The following is a 16191-nucleotide window of genomic DNA, read 5'->3' on the forward strand; positions in this document are numbered from 1 at the left end:
TCGATAGGCTGGTTAATATGACTGTTCAGGCTTCTTCGCATATCACCGGCAACGACATCGAGTCCCGCATCGGCGAACTGATCGTCCGGCACTGCTCCCCCATGAACGACGCATTGTCCGGATTCGACTGCGGACGACTGTATGACGATGTCGTCCGTCAGGCGTGCGTGTCGAGCGAAGGAGGCAAGCGGCTACGGGCACGTCTGCTGATGGCGTTCTACGATGCGCTGACCGGCACCTCGTCCGACGCGAACGCACGAGGCAGAGCACTGGATCTGGCGTGCGCCATCGAAGTGTTCCAGACCGCGGCGCTCGTGCACGACGACATCATCGACGAGGCCGACGTACGTCGGGGCAAGCCGGCCGCCCATAAGGCGCTGGCCTCAATGGCAGCCGAACGATACGACGACACGACCGTCGCATCAGCGGCGTCCTTCGGATCGGGACTGGGCATCATGCTGGGCGATCTGCTCGCCACCGCCAGCGTGGACATTGTCAACGCAGCGGCCGTGGAACTGCCGAACCACGAAGGCATCATGTCGGGATTCCTCACCATGCACCGGGAAGTGGAGATCGGGCAGGTGCTCGATCTTGCCGCCGAGCACCTATCGTTGGACGATCCCGAGAATCTTGCCCGCAACTCATTGGCGGTGTTCCGTTGGAAGACCGCCAGCTACACCACCATCGCACCGATCCGTCTCGCGCTGCTGGCCGCCGGCGTCGACGGCGGCACAGCCTCCACGACGGCGGAATCGATCGGCATGCCGCTTGGCCTGGCATTCCAATTGGCGGACGATCTGCTCGACGTGGTTTCAGACCCCAAAGTGACGGGCAAGCCCGTGGGCGGCGACATTCGGGAGGGCAAGCGCACCGTACTGCTGGCCGACGCTTTGTCCGGGGCAAGCCCGGAGCAGGCGGCATATCTCCGTCGTTGCTTCGTCGCCCAGGAACGCGATGCCGAAGTCGTGCGGCATGTCATCGATTTGTTCACTGAGACGTCTGCGGTCCGTCGCTCCCGCGAGCGGATCGCGTCGCTGTGGTCGCAGACGAAGACCGCCATCGCCGATACCGGACGCGCACTTGATCTGGACGACGACGCACTGGCATCACTGCACGTCATGTGCGCACGGTTCGTTCCCGCGGATATTCGTGACTGAACGACGCAGGAGCACCAAACGGCCTGTTCACACGAACGTAGGATGAGAATATGAACGAAGCGATGGAAAATCCCGTGGGGCATGTCCTCGACGCTCGATATCAGGTGACGAGGAAGATCGCCGAAGGCGGCATGGCCACGGTGTATGAGGCGACCGACGTGCGTCTGGACCGCACGGTGGCGATCAAGATCATGCACACCCAGCTGGCGCAGGGGCCACATCGCGATCAGTTCGTTCAACGATTCCAACGGGAGGCACGTTCCGCCGCCGCCATAGCGAATCCGCACATCGTGCAGATCTATGACACCGGTGAATTCGAAGGACTCGACTATCTGGTCATGGAATACGTGCATGGCGTGAACCTGCGATACGAGATGAGCCAGCAGGGGGTCTTCACCGTCAGGGAGACGTTGCGCATTGTGGGCGAGGTTCTGGATGGGTTATCCGCCGCGCATGCCGTGGGCGTGGTGCATCGGGACATCAAGCCGGAGAACATCCTGCTCAACGACCGCGGACGGGTGCAGATCACGGATTTCGGTCTGGCGAAGGCGGCGTCCCAGGCGACGCTTGCCACCACCGGCATGCTACTGGGCACCGCCGCCTATCTCGCACCGGAAATGATCGAGAACAATCAGGCTCTTCCGCAAGGAGACCTGTATTCCGTGGGAATCATGGCATGGGAGATGCTGACCGGCGAGGTGCCGTTCGCATCCGACAACCCGGTGACCATGGTGTTCAAGCATGTGCATGAGGACATTCCCCGACTGACCGCCGACCACCCCGGCATGCCAAAGTCCATATCCGATTTCATCGCCCATCTGACGGCGAGACAGGTCGCGGAGCGCCCGGCCGACGCGGCATCGGCATTACGGGAGCTGCATGCGCTGACCACGACGCTCTCCCCCGCCGAACTGTCGTATCGAACCCGCAACAATGGGGAAACCGCAACCAGCGTACTTCCCTCGGACATGGCTTCGACGACTGGCAACGACATGGGCCAGACGGCCACGCAGGCTTCTCCGGATGAGACGGAGACGCAAATCGTCGACGCCACTGCCGCTGATGGCGAGACTATGACTCATCAGGCGCGACAGGGGAATCTGCGGAGGATCGCCATCGTGTCGGGAGCGGCTCTGCTGTTGGCCGTCATGATAGGCGGCGGCTACGCCTGGTGGTATTTCCTTGGACCGGGCAGCTATTGGACGGTGCCGTCTGCGGACGATGTGTCCTGCGAGACCGGGCAGAACTGTTCACTCAAGGGGGCCGATTTCGCCAAGTACGAGCGCGCCCTGAAGGTGGCCGGCATCCCATATACGACCACGGGACAGTACAGTGACGATGTAGCGGAGGGATCCGTGATCTCCTCCGATCCGGCCAATGTCGGCGATCGTGTGAGTAAACGCAACGGCGACACGATGACGATCATCGTCTCCAAGGGCGTACGCGAAGCCACCATTCCCGAGGACATCACCGACGCATCGAGCGACAATGGCAAAACGCCACTGAACACATTGCAACAACTGGGATTCGACAATGTGACCCATGATAAGGAGCGGGATCAGTATTCGCTTGATGTGCCGGAAGGCGCACTGCTCAGCATCGATCCCCAGCCCGGCACCACGCTTCGTCATGGGGATCCGATCACCGTGACACTGTCCAAGGGTCCGATGCCGGTGAGCATGCCGAATATCGTGGGCGAATCCAAGGAGGATGCATTGTCCTCGCTGAACGATGCGAAGCTCAAGGTGACCACGTCGGAGATGTATTCCGATACCGTGGAGTCGGGCACGGTCATCTCCGCGTCGGTGAAGGCCGGAACCCAGATGCATTGGGGTGATTCGGTCAATATCGTCGTATCCAAGGGCCCTGAAATGGTGACGATTCCTGATGTTCGCGGCAAGAGCGAAAGCGAAGCCAAGCAGACGCTGGAAGCGCTCGGTCTGAAAGTGGAGATCACCGCTCCCCTCGGGGACCTGACACAGACCGTACGTCTGCAGGATCCCGCCCCCGGCCAGCAGGTTCGGCTACGCGACATGAAGGGCAATGCCACGACGGTGACGCTTACCGTCGTGTGATTCCCCGCTGCTGAATAGATGGATAGATCGCGGGTTGCGATGTGCAGACGGCTATCGAGCGGATAACAGCGTGGCGGGATTCCGACGTATCGTCATCGGAATCCCGCCACGTTTTCATTACCGTGTCGTCACTGCCGGGGCTGCTGCTGGGCGGCGAGACGCTCCTTCACCTTCTGGGCGTACTCATTCACATACTCCTGACCGCTCATGGCCTGAATCTCCCGGGTCACGCGGTCGGTAAGCTCACGCAGATCGTCGTGCGTCGCTTCGAGGTTGCGAGTGACGGGGATCGGACGACCATAGATCACCTGTGTGGTGCCCTTGGCGGGGATCACCGTTCCCGGCTTCTGCAGTTCCCGCGATCCGATGATCGCCGTGGGAATGATCGGGCATCCCGTTTCGAAGGCCAGTCTGGCCGCGCCGGTATGGCCCTTGTACAGACGCCCATCGGGGCTGCGGGTTCCTTCGATGTGAATGCCGAACAGATGGCCTTCCTCCAGAATCTCCCGGGCATGCTCCAAAGCGCCGAGGGATTTGGAACCACCGGAACGATCCACGGGGAACACGCCGACGGAAGTGAACCACCACTTCTTGAACTTGCCCTTGATGCCCTTGCCTTCGAAATACTCGGCCTTGCCCATGAAGTGCACCATGCGCGGGCAGGTGAGCGGGATCAGCGCATCATCGATGACCGCAAGATGATTCGCCGCGATGATGCCGCCGCCCTTGCGGGGAATGTTGTTCACGCCCTTGGCGCTTGGTCCAAGACGATGACGGGCAATGGGTCCGAATCCCTTGACGAAAAACCAATACAGCACAACGACCTCCGTACCGCGAAAACGTCTATTTCACGGCTACAGTTATACATATGACTGGCAACAAGAATAGCAACGAGAACCGATCGCCCTCAAGCGACGGCTCAGCAAACGGCTCCGACGGGGTCGATGCCGCATGGGAGGAGTTCGTGTCCTCCCATCAGGATGAGCTTCACGACGTGGAACGGTCACGCACGGCCCGTAAATTCAACAAGGCCGCCCGCAAGGCGGAAAAGCAGGCGCAACTGAGCATCGACGACCTCAAGCCGGAGGCGTTCGCGCGCGCCGCCGGACCGCGTGATTTCGAAGGCCGCAGCTGGCTGGACACCGACGATGTCCTGAACGATGACGATTCATCATTCGTCCCCCCGAACCCGTCGATCGGCTCGGTCCGCAAATCCACAATGCTGTTTGTCGTGCTACTGGTAATCGGTGTGATCACGCTGACGGCGTCCATTCTGATCCCGGCGCTGTCCGCTTGGCTGGGAACCGCGGGCGGTGTGATGACGCTTATCGGTGCCGCTGGCATGTTCGCCCAGCACAAAGGGCATACGGAAACGCGCACCGACATGTTCGACGACGGCGCGCGCGTATAGACGACATGCAAAATCGCGGGTCTTTGGCGACCGGCCGTTACCAGCCGATTGTCAAAGACCCGCGACGGGGATCAGCATAATCCGAATCAGACGTGCAGGGCCAGATCGGCGGCACCGATCATGCCCGCATCGCCACCGGCGGTCGCCGGCAGAATCTGGGCATGCTCACGGTACGCCGCGGCCTGCAGGAATCGCACGTAGTTGTAACGCGCAGGATCGAGCAGAATGTCGCCGACAGAGACCACGCCGCCGCCGATGACGAAGACGTCAGGATCGATCACCGCAGCGATGGCGGCCATGGTACGTCCCAGCCATTCGCCGATCTTGCCGAAGGCGTACAAAGCCAGTTCATCGCCTTCCTGAGCGGCCTGGGAGACCATCTTGCCTTCCAATGCGTGCACATCGCCACCGCACAGCTCCAGCAGACGATCGGCCTTCTGCGGCATGCGGCGGATGCCGGCGCGGGCGAAACGTTCAAGAGCGTTTCCGGAGGTGTAACGCTCGGCGCAACCACGAAGACCGCATCCGCAGAAATCACCATCGGAGACCATGGGAAGATGACCGAGCTCGGCAGCCATGCCGAAGGAACCACGGTACAGTTCGCCATTGATGACGATGGCGCCGCCCAGACCGGTGCCCACGGTCAGCATGACCATGTTGCGGCTGCCACGTCCTGCACCAAGGATGTACTCGCCCCAACCGGCGCAGTTGGCATCGTTCTCCACGACCACCTTGCACTTATGATCGGTCATTTCCTCGATGCGGTCCGCCAGCGGATAGTCGATCCACTTGGCGATGTTGGCGGAAAAGCTCATCGTACGGCGATCGGCCTTGACGTTGCCGGCGGCGGAAATGCCCATCGTCGGGATCTCGTCATGCAGCTTGAGCGCCTCGTTGTAAATCTCGATGATGCATTCGTTGATCTCATCGGGATCCGTCGGCGTGGGAACACGCCACTGGCTGAGAATCTTGTCATTCTCGTCACAGACCGCGCCAGCGATCTTGGTTCCACCGATGTCAATGCCGAGCGTGTACATGTAAACCTCCATCAGTTGGCCGTGCCGGGAAGATGCTCATCACTGATTCGTCTTCCTCGACAGCAAGGAATTAGAACGTTCAACAACAGTTTCATGATAACAGCGTTTCCAGCGACACGCCGAAGCGCCTACCAAACGGTCGGTTATTAATTGCCGGCATGGAACATCGCGAGCAACAATACAGAGAACAAAAGTCCCGTTCCGAATATCCGGAACGGGACCAATGTCGATATCCGACGATTCGCGCCCGAATGCGCTGACGTCGGGTTCAGATCATATGCAGATCGCGAGGAGTCACTCATCCTTGGACTTGGCGACGGCGATCCAACGGTCGAGCAGATCCGTCGCCTTGCCGGAGTCCACGGCCTCGGCGGCGATATCGTAGGCGGCCTTGAACCGTTCCGCAAGAGTGCCCTCGGGATTCGGCAGCAGGCTGTGGTCCGCCACGATGGCGGACGCGGCGTTCAGCAACGCGGTGGTGCGGAACGGCACGTCCTTACCCGCCAGAAAATCGCGCATGGCCTGCGCGTTGTATTCCGGCTCGCCACCGCGCAGATCGGATACGACGATGCGATCGAGCCCGAGTTCGACGGTGGGATCGAATTCCGTCTCCGTGACCTTGCCATCACGAATCTCCCAGACGCTCACCGGTCCGGTCGGGGCCATCTCATCCAGCCCCTCGGAGGATGTGTACACCATGCCATCCTGTCCGCGGTTCGCATACACCTGTGCCATGATCGGGCTCATGGCACGCTTCGCGCAACCAATGGCGACGTGCTTGGGATTGGCGGGGTTGGTCAGCGGACCGAGCACATTGAACACGCAGGGAATGCCCAGAGCCGCACGGATCGGCCCCACAAAGCGCATGGCCGGATGGAATGTCTTGGCGAATGCGAAGGTGATTCCAACCTCATCGGCGACCTCGCCAACGGCATCGGGGGCGAGCGTCAGTGGCAGCCCAAGCTGTTCGAGGCAGTCTGCCGCACCGCACTTGCTCGACGCCGCGCGGTTACCATGCTTGACGATTTTCACACCAGCGGCCGCTGCCACCACGGAACCCATAGTGGACAGGTTCACCGTGGATGCGCCGTCGCCACCGGTGCCGACGATATCGGTCGTTTCACCCTGCACCTTCAGCGGTACGGCATGAGCCACCATGGCCTTGGCCGCGCCGGACACTTCCTCGCTGGTGAGTCCGAGCTGCTGCTGAGTGGCCAGCACCGCGCCGACGGCAGCGGGATTGGCCTGTCCCTTCATGAGGTCATCGACGTACCACTCACTTTCCTCGGCGCTCAGATGCTCGCCCCCGACGAGCTTGGTCAGGATGGCTTTCCACGTGAATGGTTCGGACATGGCTGTTCCTCCTTGGCGCTTGTCGCGCCTGGTAAAAATTCAGTTGCCATTGTAACGACTGCATGTTGCGGGCACTAGCACCATCATGAAGGAGTCCATTATGCGAAAAGAGCTGTGATCATACGACAACGGGGAGGCCCCGGTTTCCGGAGCCTCCCCTATCGGCTATGTTGACTGCGAACCCATTGCGCTCATCACAGCCTTGCCACGAACACTGAACTCACTTCTCGTTCTTGCCGTGGCAGAGCTTGTACTTCTTGCCCGATCCGCAGGGGCACGGAGCATTACGCGGCGTACCTTCGAACGTGCGTCCATCAGCTTCCGGAGCATGCGCCTCGTTGCTCTTCGGCCTTCTGGAAGCAGGAACCTTGGCATCAGCATGGCTGATCGGCTTGGGACCGGTCACACTGCCCATTTCGGTACGGACCGGTTCGGCAACCGTGGGTTCCTCCTCAGGTTCCTCGGCCTCATCCGCGTCGGCAATCTCCGGTTCGGCGACCTCGGCCTCGTCGGCGTCCTCGTCCACAGTTTCCGGCTCGGCGGGGGCGCTGGTCTCCAATTCGTCGGTTGAGGGCTTGTCCTCGGCGTCTCCTTCGGCCTTGGCGGCTGCGGCGACGGCCTCATCCTCGTCGGCGTTGCTGTCGGGGTTCTCGGCGTGTGCGTACTGCTGGATGTCCACGTGGAACAGCAGGCGGATGGACTCCTCCTTGATGCCTTCGACCATGGAGTTGTACATCTGGTAGCCCTCGCGCTGGTACTCGGTCAGCGGGTCGCGCTGTCCCATGCCACGCAGGCCGATGCCGTCCTTGAGGTAGTCCATCTCGTACAGGTGCTCGCGCCACTTCTGGTCGAGCACGGCGAGGACCACGCGGCGTTCGAGCTGACGCATGGCGTCGGAGCCGGCGATCTTCTCGAGCCCGGCGTACTTGGCCTCGGCGTCCTCGACGATCATGTCGTGCAGCTTCTCGATGGCCTTGTCGGACTTGAGGCCCTCGACGGCCTTCTCGCCGTCCTCGACGTCCAGACCGATCGGGTAGATCTGGCCCAGCGCCTTCCACAGGCCCTTGAGATCCCAGTCGGCGGGCTTGTCGCTGCCCTGGGCGGCCCCTCTGATGTAGGAGGAGACCGTGTCGGACAGGAACAGCTTGATGTCCTTGCTGATGTCCTCGCCCTTGAGCACGAGCTGACGCTCGGCGTACACGACGGTGCGCTGCTTGTTCATCACGTCGTCGTACTTGAGAACGTTCTTGCGGATCTCGAAGTTGCGCGACTCCACCGCTTTCTGCGCGTTGCGCACGCCCTTGGACACGCTCTTGGCCTCGATGGGCTCGCCGGTGGGCATGCCCTTGGCCATCACACGGGCCACGAGCTGCGTGTTGAACAGACGCATGAGGTTGTCCTCAAGCGACAGGTAGAAGCGGGACTCGCCCGGATCGCCCTGACGGCCGGAACGGCCACGCAGCTGGTTGTCGATACGACGGGACTCGTGACGTTCGGTGCCCAGCACGTACAGGCCGCCGAGCTTCTTGACCTCCTCGTGCTCGTCCTTGACCTGAGCCTTGACGGCGGCCAGGGTCTCGGGCCACAGACGCTCATAGTCCTCCGGAGTGTCCTCCGGCGAGTAGCCCTGCCTCTTGAGCTCCTGATCGGCGAGGAACTCGACGTTGCCGCCGAGCATGATGTCGGTACCACGGCCGGCCATGTTGGTGGCCACGGTCACCGCGCCCTTGCGACCGGCCACGGCCACGACAGCGGCCTCGCGCGCATGCTGCTTGGCGTTGAGCACCTGATGCGGGATGCCGGCAACGTCCAGCAGCGAGGAGACGACCTCGGAGGACTCCACGGACGCGGTGCCCAGCAGCACCGGCTGTCCCTTGGCGTGCCGCTTGGCCACGTCCTTGACGATCGCGGCCAGCTTCTCCTTCTTGGTGCGGTAGATCAGATCGTCCTTGTCCTGACGGATCATCGGACGGTTCGTCGGGATCGGCAGCACGCCCAGCTTGTACGTGTTCATGAACTCGGCGGCCTCGGTCTCGGCCGTACCGGTCATGCCCGCGAGCTTGTCGTACATACGGAAGTAGTTCTGCAGCGTGATCGTCGCGAAGGTCTGGTTCTCCGCCTTGATCTCCACGCCCTCCTTGGCCTCGATGGCCTGATGCAGACCCTCGTTGTAGCGACGGCCCGGCAGCATGCGGCCCGTGTGCTCGTCGACGATGAGCACCTCGCCGCCCTGCACCACGTAGTCCTTGTCGCGCAGGAACAGCTCCTTGGCCTTGATCGCGTTGTTCAGATAGCCGATCAGCGCCGTGTTGCTCGGCTCGTACAGATTGTCGATGCCGAGATAGTCCTCCACCTTGGTGATGCCCGGATCCAGGATGCCGACGACCTTCTTCTTCTCGTCGACCTCGTAATCCTCGTCACGGGTCAGCTTCGGCACCAGCTTCGCGAACTGACGGTACCAGCGCGTCACGTCGCCCTCGGCCGGACCGGAGATGATCAACGGGGTACGCGCCTCGTCGATCAGGATGGAATCGACCTCGTCGACGATGGCGAAATGATGCTCGCGCTGCACCAGATCGGCCTTGTCCCACGCCATGTTGTCACGCAGGTAGTCGAAACCGAACTCGTTGTTCGTGCCGTACGTCACGTCCGCCGCGTACTGCCTGCGACGCTCCGGCGGCTTCTGGTCCGTGATGATGCAGCCCGTGGTCATGCCCAGGAAACGGAACACACGACCCATCAGCTCGCTCTGATAGCTGGCCAGATAGTCGTTGACGGTCACCACGTGCACGCCCTTGCCCTCGAGCGCGTTGAGATAGCTCGGCAGCGTGGCCACCAGGGTCTTGCCCTCACCGGTCTTCATCTCGGCGATGTTGCCCCAATGCAGGGCCGCGCCGCCCATGAGCTGGACATCGAAGTGACGCATGCCCAACGTACGCTTGGAAGCCTCGCGCACCGTAGCGAACGCCTCCGGCATGATCTTGTCGAGATCCTCGCCGTTCTCGATACGCTGCTTGAATTTGGCGGTCTGCGCCCTGAGTTCGTCATCGGACAGCGAGGAGATCTCATCCTCCAAGGCGTTGGTCGCTTCCGCCACTGACTGGAGTTTGCGAAGCTGTCGTCCTTCGCCTATACGCAGGACCTTGTCCAGAACTGCTACCACGAGTCGTCTCCTCAAGTTTGACGGTAAGTTGGCGGTCAGGCCCGATATTATTCATTCGGGCACAAACTGCAACCATACTACGCGATTGTTGCGATTTTCCCGGTTAATCGGATCAACATCGCATATGTTGGCATAAAAAAACGCCCCCGGAAAAATCCGAGGGCGCTGATGTACTGATGTACTCAGAAAGAACGGGTCAGGTTCTACTTGGCCTTATCGACGTTCTCGGGGGTGTCGATCTCGAAGACGCCGTAGCTCCAGCCGTGACGGTGGTAGACGACGGACGGACGGCCGGTCTCCTTGTTGACGAACAGGAAGAAGTCATGTCCGATCAGCTCCATCTCGTACAGAGCCTCGTCGATGCTCATCGGCTCGGCGATGTGCAGCTTGCGGCGAATGACGATCGGCGTGTCACCGACCTGAACCTCGACGGATTCGCCCGGACCCAGATCTCCGGCCACGGCATCGGCCGGGCTGTTGCTCGGCTCTTCGACGACGGGCTCTTCGGCCTGGGGCGGCTCGACGACACCAAGGTCGACGGGCTGCGGGTTGGTGTAGCCGCGGCGATGGTCCTTACGACGATCGCGAGAACGGCGCAGACGCAGGGTCAGCTTGTCCAGAGCCAGATCGAGGGCACTGAACTCGTCGGCACTGGAAGCCTCGGCACGCACGACGGTACGGCCGGCGATCACCGTGATCTCGACCTTCTTGGCGGTGTCTGCCTGACGGGGGTTGCCCTCATGGGTCACCACCACCTGAGCGCGCTGGGCATCGGGAGCGATTGCGGTCACACGATTCATCTTGCTCTCTACGACATCACGGAACCGCTGCTTGATCTGCGTGTGACGTCCGGTAACGACGATTTCCATGTGAACCTCCTTTATCGAGCGGCCGAAGCCGCTGTGGACACCTAACAGCATCTTCGCGAAAGGTTGCTTTTATCTTAACCGACAATTCATGCTTTTGTCGGAAATCCGCGCAACGAATATCATCGTTTCTTTTTATGGATTCTCCCTAACTCGTCTGATATGGGCATGGGATGTCGAGGCACATGGTATGCTTGTCCGCCGAGACCTCCTGATGGCCGCGACGGCATATGCCGTTGAGGAACTTCCGGGCTCCATAGAGCACGATGGCGGATAACGTCCGCCCAGGGTGACCTGAGAGATAGCGCAACAGAGAACAGACCGCCGGCCTCGGCCGGTAAGGGTGAAACGGCGGTGTAAGAGACCACCGGGCCGCTGGTAACAGGGGCCGCATGGCAAGCCTCATCGGGAGCAAGGCCAAGCAGAAGGCGATAAGAGCTGCTCGCTCGTGTCTTCGGGTAGGCTGCTAGAGCTTGACGGCGACGTCAAGTCGAGATGGATGGCCATCCGCGTGACTGGTTCACGCGACAGAACCCGGGGTATCGGAGGTCTCATTTTTTCTTTCCCCCGCTTGCGATCGGCATGTATTTGACCGCATATGACGTACACGATCCTGAGTATGGGCATGAACACCGTCGAGACATGAAGATCAAGCAATTCAGGCAATCATGCAATAGACACGCGGGGTGGCCGACACCTGCAGGCGGTATATGCCGACCACTCTACGTAACAACCATACTCTACGTAACAACCATATGATCTCCATGCGCTCTACGCGTCACATGTCGTCATCGTCACTGGCGCGGAACAGATCGGCCGCGACCTGACGGATCAGACTCGGATCATGACCCTTTCTGCCTCCGGCCGACCATAGTCGTCGCAGTCGTTTCTCGCGCTCCATGCCTTGGGTGCGACGCGCCACGACACGCCCAAGCTCGTATGCCGACTCCACAAACTCTCCGTCCTCGGCGGCCTCGGACGCCACCCGGGATGCGAGCGACCGGTCCACTCCCCGCCCCATCATTTCTCGTACCGTCCCTCGCTCCCCAAGATGGCGGGACAGACAGTACCTAACCATGGACCGCGCATACTGTTCGTCGTCAATCAGACCGGATCGGATCAGCCCATTCACCACGTCGGCAATGGTCGACCCTGCGTATCCTTTGCGCTCGAGCCGTTCGATCATCTCTCCCGACGAGCGCGGGGCCGCATCGAGCAAGCATAACGCGGCCTCACGGCATGCATCGGCATCCTGCGGATTTTCCGGGCCCTCCCCGAGAGAGCCACGGGAGCCGAATCCGCCACGTCGGGGTGCGATCCTTTTCCGCCCCCGACCACGGACGAGATTTCCGTGGTCGGAATCCACGTCGGAAACGGCCTCCGATCCGTCAATGACAGACGCGGCGAGCTCAGCAGAATCGGCAGCTTGAATACGGACGGGATTCGAACGAAGAAAATCCTTTGCGGAGATCACATCAAGCCTTTGCAGCGGACTTGGAAGCTGCGGGCTTGGTATCGGCGGCTCCCTGACCCTGGGCGGCCGGACCATCGGAGGCCTTGCCGGAAGCCTGATTCTGGTCGTCGGCATCCGACGGCTGAGCATCCCGCTCATCCGGCTGCTCCACACCAAACGACACCTTGACCTTGTGCTCGATCTCGTCGGTAAGTCCCGGGTTATCCTTGAGGAACTGGCGGACCTTCTCCCTGCCCTGACCGAGCTGGTCCTCGTCATACGTGAACCAGGAACCGGATTTCTTGACGATGCCGCTCTGCAGAGCCATGTCCAGCACGGAGCCTTCCCTGGAAATGCCCTCGCCGTACAGCACGTCGAATTCCGCGGACTTGAACGGCGGTGCCATCTTGTTCTTGACGACCTTGACTTTGGTGCGATTTCCGACCGCATCGTCGCCGACCTTGATCGTCTGGATACGCCTGATGTCCAAACGCACCGACGCATAGAACTTCAGCGCCTTACCACCGGTGGTGGTCTCGGGGGATCCGAAGAACACGCCAATCTTCTCACGGAGCTGGTTGATGAAGATCGCGGTGGTTCCCGCCTGCGCCAGGGCTCCGGTCATCTTGCGCAACGCCTGGCTCATCAGCCTCGCCTGCAGACCCACATGACTGTCGCCCATATCGCCCTCGATCTCGGCTTTGGGCACCAATGCCGCCACGGAATCGATGACGATGACGTCAAGGGCACCGGAACGGATCAGCATATCGGCGATCTCCAACGCCTGCTCGCCATTGTCCGGCTGGGAGACGATCAGCGCATCGGTGTCGACACCAAGTTTGCGGGCATATTCAGGATCGAGTGCATGCTCGGCATCGATGAACGCCGTCACACCGCCGTTCTTCTGCGCATTGGCCACCACGTGCAACGCCAAGGTGGTCTTGCCGGACGACTCGGGGCCATAGACCTCCACGATTCTGCCCTTCGGCAGACCTCCGATACCCAGAGCCAGATCCAAGGCCAACGATCCGGTGGGAATGACCTCGACGTTCTGAATGGGCTTGTCGCCCAGGCGCATGGCCGAGCCCTTACCGAAACTCTTCTCCACCTGCGCCAGTGCCGTATCCAGAGCCGCCTGCCTCCGTGCAGCCAGCTGATCGGCCGAATCCTTCTTAGTCTGCTGTGCCATCAGTGTCTCCTTGCAACGTTTCCGACGTTTTCACCGTACGCACGGCGACGTCGAAAACGCCAGCCGCTCCGATGATGTGAACAAACGGAACCCCCTCCATCCATGACGACATTGATAATATCCAAATCAGGGCCAGAGTGCATCCGCATGTTCGATAGCTACCTCTGACTATAGCCGAACATTTGTTCGAAGTTGTACGACACTCCGAAACAACACAAAAAACACGCACAAAACCATGGCATCAGAAACTACCGGCCGGCATCGGCGGTGCGTTATGACCCTTCCCCCATCTGCGAGAGTCCGGAACATCCATCTGATCGCACAGCACATTCCACACCACGCGTGGCTGCACACCGGCCTCCAATGCCTCGACCGGCGTCATCGCGTCAAGCGCCGTCAGACTTTGATCACGGGACAGGCTTCGGCCGTAGGAATGGCCGAAGACCTCATCCACCAATTGCCAGAATTCACGTTCCTTCATGCCGAATAAGCCTAGCTGCGGGATTCCACCTCGCGAACGCGGTCGGCGACCATCACCAGCATGTCGCTCAGCCGCACACCGAGAGCCTGGGTGATCGACACCAGCAGTTCGGAGCTGGCTTCCTTCTGTCCGCGTTCCACTTCGGAAAGGTAGCCGAGGGAGACACCGGCCTTGCCGCTCACCTCGCGCAGCGTCTTGTGGTCCTTGGTGCGCAGTGAACGCAGCACCTCGCCGATGACCTTGCGCAGCGAGATCTGCCCGTCACCATTCGCCACCACACGAGCGCGTTCCGCGTCATTGGCCTTGTCCGCCATGCCGTCCTCGCGATCGGCATTGGCCCACATGCGGCTGAGCGCCGCCTGACGGTCATCCTTGGCCTTCTTGGCCGCGCGGGCACGCAGAATCTGCTGCTGTGCGAAAGCGACGGCACGCTTCTGCGCCGGCGTAAGATTCTTTGCCATGGCCTTGCCGTCCGGAACGGCGACCGCGGAACGTTCCGCCGCGGAACGCATCTTGATTTCGTTGTCGTAGCATGTTGCCGTAGTCGTCATATCCACTCCTTTGTCCAACCCGTTTTCTCGAAATTCTCTATATAGCACAACCGATGACAGGATGGGATATTCCGCTTCGGTATCAAATGTGATTCACTTCACAGGATTATTGCTACCCATACTCGATACCAGCACCATCTGATACCTTCCGACGGACGATTGACGAATCAGTCAAGCAGTTCGTTCAACCGTTCGAGAACCACCTCGACCACACGCAGACGCACCTGCCCTCGCGTACCGGAAAGATGCAGCTCACGTGCTTCCACCATGTTTTCCCCCGGACGTCCATCACATGGCAGGCTCAGTCCAATGTAGACCAGCCCGGCCGGCTTGTCTCCGTCCGGCCCCGGACCGGCCACACCTGTAGTGGCGAGTCCGACCACTCGATCACGATATTCGGGAAGCGTGGTATAAAGCTTCGCCGTATCGCGGGCCATCTGCATGGCCACCTGCGGATGAACCGCACCTTCGCGCTCCAGCAGATCCGAATCCACGCCAAGAATACCTGCCTTGGCGTGAATATCGTAGGTGACCGCGGAGCCGAGGAACACCTTGGATGCGCCTGGGATTCGGACGAACGCGTCGGCGAGCAGACCACCGGTCAGCGATTCGGCTGCTGCGATGAGCAGGGACCGTTCTTCGCAGATGCGTAACGCGTGCGCCGCAAGGTCGTCCCTTCGCTCCTGATCCTGAGCTTCGGAACTCATCGCGCGTCTCCGGTATCAGATGACTTCGGCCTGACGAGCGAGCCCTTGAGATATTCGTATCCCGAGTAGAGGCACAGCACCAGGGCGACGACGAGCAGCGCGTAGGCAAGCAGGTAGTACCAACGGACCCAGCCAGTAAACACGCCATTGGCACCGGCATCTGTGCCGGCCAGCGACCACATGGGCAACATGTAGAACGACAGTGCCACGGACTGGAACACGGTCTTGAGTTTGCCCGGCCATGCCGCAGCGATCACCTTGCCGCCGGTGTCGATGATGAAGAAACGCATGACGGTGATGCCGATCTCCCTGATCAGGAAGAGCGCCGTGATGAGCCATGCCAGCGGAAACTCGGCGAACACGGACAGCACAATCAACGCGGAGCACATGAGCAGCTTGTCGGCGATGGGGTCCATGAGTTTGCCCAGCTCGGTGACCTCGTTGCGAGACCTGGCAAGATAGCCGTCGATCTTGTCGGTGCTCGCCGCCACGATGAACAGCACCGCAGCCACCCATCGCAACGTCAGATCGTCACGCCCTAGGGGGCCAGCCAGCACGGTCAGCACAATGTAGGCGATGACGAGCACGATGCGGGCGTAGGTGACGAGATTCGCCGGCGTGTTCCACCCCACCAACAGGGGATTCTTTACCTTCTGCGACGCATTGTTCTTGTCTGACATCGTTCACTCCTCGATCCGCTTGCACGGCAGACGTTCGCGGATCATCAACCGAAAAGCTTATCTGCGAT

The 16191-nt window shown here is 60.8% G+C and carries 14 protein-coding genes and 1 other RNA gene; 4 read left to right on the forward strand and 11 right to left on the reverse strand.

Annotated elements, in window-relative coordinates; translation table 11 throughout:
* Positions 1 to 17: 17 nt before the first annotated feature.
* Together EP30_RS01420 and EP30_RS01425 are read left to right on the forward strand one after the other, a co-directional pair.
* Entirely contained in the window at positions 18 to 1157 is a 1140-nt protein-coding gene (locus tag EP30_RS01420) for a polyprenyl synthetase family protein (RefSeq protein WP_258185298.1), read from the forward strand.
* A gap of 50 nt (positions 1158 to 1207) precedes the next feature.
* Positions 1208 to 3232: a PASTA domain-containing protein gene (locus EP30_RS01425; protein WP_140555489.1), complete on the forward strand. Its 2025-nt coding sequence runs from the start codon at positions 1208 to 1210 to the stop codon at positions 3230 to 3232.
* Between the two features lie 128 nt (positions 3233 to 3360).
* Here the strand turns inward: EP30_RS01425 and EP30_RS01430 are convergent, their stop codons facing one another.
* Positions 3361 to 4050 carry a 1-acyl-sn-glycerol-3-phosphate acyltransferase gene (locus EP30_RS01430; protein WP_094665093.1) on the reverse strand — a complete coding sequence of 230 codons (690 nt, stop codon included), beginning with the start codon at positions 4048 to 4050 and terminating at the stop codon, positions 3361 to 3363.
* Between the two features lie 50 nt (positions 4051 to 4100).
* Between EP30_RS01430 and EP30_RS01435 the strand changes: the two genes are divergently transcribed.
* Positions 4101 to 4643, forward strand: a complete 543-nt coding sequence (locus EP30_RS01435; protein WP_094665091.1) for a hypothetical protein — start codon at positions 4101 to 4103, stop codon at positions 4641 to 4643.
* Positions 4644 to 4729: 86 nt separating this feature from the next.
* Here EP30_RS01435 and EP30_RS01440 read toward each other — a convergent pair whose 3' ends face one another.
* The 4 genes from EP30_RS01440 to hpf all read right to left on the reverse strand — a co-directional run bounded on the left by EP30_RS01440 (position 4730) and on the right by hpf (position 11065).
* Positions 4730 to 5680: an ROK family glucokinase gene (locus EP30_RS01440; protein ID WP_094665089.1), complete on the reverse strand. Its 951-nt coding sequence runs from the start codon at positions 5678 to 5680 to the stop codon at positions 4730 to 4732.
* Positions 5681 to 5974: 294 nt separating this feature from the next.
* Positions 5975 to 7033, reverse strand: coding sequence for an anthranilate phosphoribosyltransferase (gene trpD / locus EP30_RS01445; protein ID WP_094665087.1), 1059 nt, complete (start codon positions 7031 to 7033; stop codon positions 5975 to 5977).
* 220 nt (positions 7034 to 7253) lie between these two features.
* Positions 7254 to 10196, reverse strand: a complete 2943-nt coding sequence (gene secA, locus EP30_RS01450; protein WP_140555491.1) for a preprotein translocase subunit SecA — start codon at positions 10194 to 10196, stop codon at positions 7254 to 7256.
* 203 nt (positions 10197 to 10399) lie between these two features.
* Positions 10400 to 11065: a ribosome hibernation-promoting factor, HPF/YfiA family gene (hpf, locus tag EP30_RS01455; RefSeq protein WP_094665083.1), complete on the reverse strand. Its 666-nt coding sequence runs from the start codon at positions 11063 to 11065 to the stop codon at positions 10400 to 10402.
* A 199-nt stretch (positions 11066 to 11264) separates the two neighbouring features.
* Between hpf and rnpB the strand changes: the two genes are divergently transcribed.
* An RNA gene (gene rnpB / locus EP30_RS01460) (RNase P RNA component class A) lies at positions 11265 to 11620 on the forward strand.
* A gap of 220 nt (positions 11621 to 11840) precedes the next feature.
* Here the strand turns inward: rnpB and EP30_RS01465 are convergent.
* The 6 genes from EP30_RS01465 to pgsA all read right to left on the reverse strand — a co-directional run bounded on the left by EP30_RS01465 (position 11841) and on the right by pgsA (position 16123).
* A complete protein-coding gene (locus EP30_RS01465; protein ID WP_181160736.1) occupies positions 11841 to 12536 on the reverse strand; it encodes a regulatory protein RecX in 696 nt (231 codons plus the stop codon).
* A 1-nt stretch (position 12537) separates the two neighbouring features.
* Positions 12538 to 13704: a recombinase RecA gene (gene recA / locus EP30_RS01470; RefSeq protein WP_140555495.1), complete on the reverse strand. Its 1167-nt coding sequence runs from the start codon at positions 13702 to 13704 to the stop codon at positions 12538 to 12540.
* Positions 13705 to 13945: 241 nt separating this feature from the next.
* Positions 13946 to 14185, reverse strand: a complete 240-nt coding sequence (locus EP30_RS01475; RefSeq protein ID WP_094665077.1) for a DUF3046 domain-containing protein — start codon at positions 14183 to 14185, stop codon at positions 13946 to 13948.
* Between the two features lie 11 nt (positions 14186 to 14196).
* A complete protein-coding gene (locus tag EP30_RS01480; protein WP_140555690.1) occupies positions 14197 to 14697 on the reverse strand; it encodes a helix-turn-helix domain-containing protein in 501 nt (166 codons plus the stop codon).
* Positions 14698 to 14903: 206 nt separating this feature from the next.
* On the reverse strand, positions 14904 to 15443 hold the full coding sequence (locus tag EP30_RS01485; protein WP_140555497.1) for a CinA family protein: 540 nt from the start codon (positions 15441 to 15443) through the stop codon (positions 14904 to 14906).
* Entirely contained in the window at positions 15440 to 16123 is a 684-nt protein-coding gene (gene pgsA, locus EP30_RS01490; protein WP_140555499.1) for a CDP-diacylglycerol--glycerol-3-phosphate 3-phosphatidyltransferase, read from the reverse strand. Before pgsA ends, EP30_RS01485 begins: the two co-directional genes overlap by 4 nt.
* Between the last annotated feature and the right edge of the window lie 68 nt (positions 16124 to 16191).

This window comes from Bifidobacterium sp. UTCIF-39 (assembly GCF_006408715.1).
Taxonomy (GTDB): domain Bacteria; phylum Actinomycetota; class Actinomycetes; order Actinomycetales; family Bifidobacteriaceae; genus Galliscardovia; species Galliscardovia tissieri.